This is a genomic window from Mesobacillus sp. (assembly GCF_049588175.1).
Taxonomy (GTDB): Bacteria; Bacillota; Bacilli; order Bacillales; family Cytobacillaceae; genus Mesobacillus.
In genome coordinates this window covers 1-2,148 of record NZ_JBAVFI010000772.1, presented here as the reverse complement: position 1 = coordinate 2,148, position 2,148 = coordinate 1, and the positions used below count along the sequence as shown (strand labels likewise).

Here is a 2,148-nt window from a genome sequence, read left to right as displayed (position 1 = left end):
GGACTAGATTTGGATTTTTGGAGGTTATCTTAGAATCTAAACACCATTTTACCTATAATGGCGAGAAGTCTAAATAGGACTAATATCCCTTTTTTTCCAAATATAGGGGTAATTGTTTGACTGAACTGACTGATATTGTAAGATGTTTATATATTTAGTGCTAATTCCATCGACAGAGGAATCTAAAGGATTTTAACGTTAAAATGGTAAAAGTGAAGTTAATTTCCAATTTATCTATAGTGTTAAGATGAAAAAACATCTAGTAAAATCCTGGTCTCTGCAGCCAATGCCGGAACAGGAACTGCTGTACATACATAATTGAAATCAGGGGAGAGAGAGCAGGATGATTCTCACACTTTTTGACAGGGATAAGGCATTTGATTTAGTGCTGCCTGAAAGGGTTACGGGAAGATACATACTGAAAACGGAAGATAAAGAGAATAACCCGATCGATATGCTGGCTGTAGAAGGGGAGGATGGCCAGTGGTATTTGAAGTCCAATAAATACGCATACATAAAAAACACATCAAACGAAGTAGAATCCAAGGTCCTCATTGAACCATTCAAAACCTACACGATCTGCCGCGACAATGATCAATCCGCGCTTCTTTATGTTGAGCCGCAAACAATTGACCGCAATGAATATACCAAACATATCGCAACATCAAATCTTATTAAAATTGGGCGTTCACAGGACAGCCAGATTTGTTTTTCGAACAAACTCGTCTCGGGTTCTCATTGTGTTATTGAATATGGAACGAACGGCGATGCTGTCATCAAAGATTTCAACAGTTCAAACGGAACGTATGTAAATGGACAGAGAGTGAAAGAGAAGGAGTTGTCGATTGGGGACGTCATTTTCATCATGGGCCTCAAAATCATTTTCAATGGGCGCCTGCTTTCCCTGAACAATCCTCATAAGTCAGTTTTCCTGGACCGTAACGCTTTTAACCCGTTCGTATCTGAAAAGCCGGTAATCGAAAAAGAACTTAACCTCGATGAAATCCATTTTGAAGAAGAGAATAGTCAATTATTCTATCGTTCACCGCGATTCAAGCGGGATATTGAAAAAACGACCATCAAGATTGATCCGCCTCCACAGCAGCCAAACCTTGAAGATACACCCCTCATGCTGCTGCTCGGACCGTCAATTACGATGGGGATGGCCTCCTTGTTCACCGGACTATTAACCTTGCAAAATGTGATGCGCACAGACGGGAACATCATGACGGCAATGCCAACCCTTGTCATGTCGCTCAGTATGCTGATTGGAACCGTGCTCTGGCCGATTTTGACGAAGAAGTATGAAAAGAAGCGCCGCGTCAAACTTGAAGGAGTCCGCCAGGAGAAATACAAGGCTTATCTTAAAGACATGAAGCAGGTGATTGCGGATGAATGCAAACACCAGAGTGAAATCCTGTTCGAGAACCATGTCACGCTTGAGAACTGTGTGACGAGAATAAAACGCCGCCAGCGCAACCTATGGGAGCGCGGGATCGGACAGAATGATTTCCTGAAGGTACGCCTCGGAATTGGCGACCTGCCGCTGAATGCGGAAATCAAATATCCGGAAAAACGGTTCATGCTGGAGGATGATAACCTTCAGGATGAGCTTTACGAAATTGTAGAGAAGCCCCAGATTTTAAAGGAAGTACCTGTAACGGCCGATTTTACAGAGGAACAGATCAGCGGGATTATTGGCAGGAGGGATGAAGTCAAAAGCTTTGTCCAGGGTGTGATTTTTCAGCTGGCAGCATTGCATAGCTATGACGAGCTGAAGCTGGTATTTATTTATGATGAACACGAGCATGATACATGGAAATTTGTTAAATGGCTGCCTCATGTATGGGATGACGGGAAAACGATTCGTTTTGTAGCGACTGATGCGAATGAAATCAAAGAGCTTTCGGCTTATTTCGAAAAAGAAATCAGTGCGCGCCAGATGATGGCAGATGAAGATCTTGCGGAAATCAGCCAGCATTATGTTGTGTTCTCCATGAGCAAGAGTCTCGCCGCAAAAGCCGAGATGATCAACCAGATGTTAAAAGAGAAAAAGAAGATCAGGTTCAGCTTGATCGCCCTTTATGATGAGCTGAAAAACCTGCCAAAGGAATGTACCAATGTCATTGAACTCGATAAGAGCTTTTC

The 2,148-nt window shown here is 42.7% G+C and carries 1 protein-coding gene; it reads left to right on the top strand.

What is annotated here, in order from left to right; genetic code table 11:
- Positions 1–343: 343 nt before the first annotated feature.
- On the top strand, positions 344–2,148 hold a 1,805-nt coding region (locus WB217_RS18685), incomplete at its 3' end, for an FHA domain-containing protein (RefSeq protein WP_423994836.1).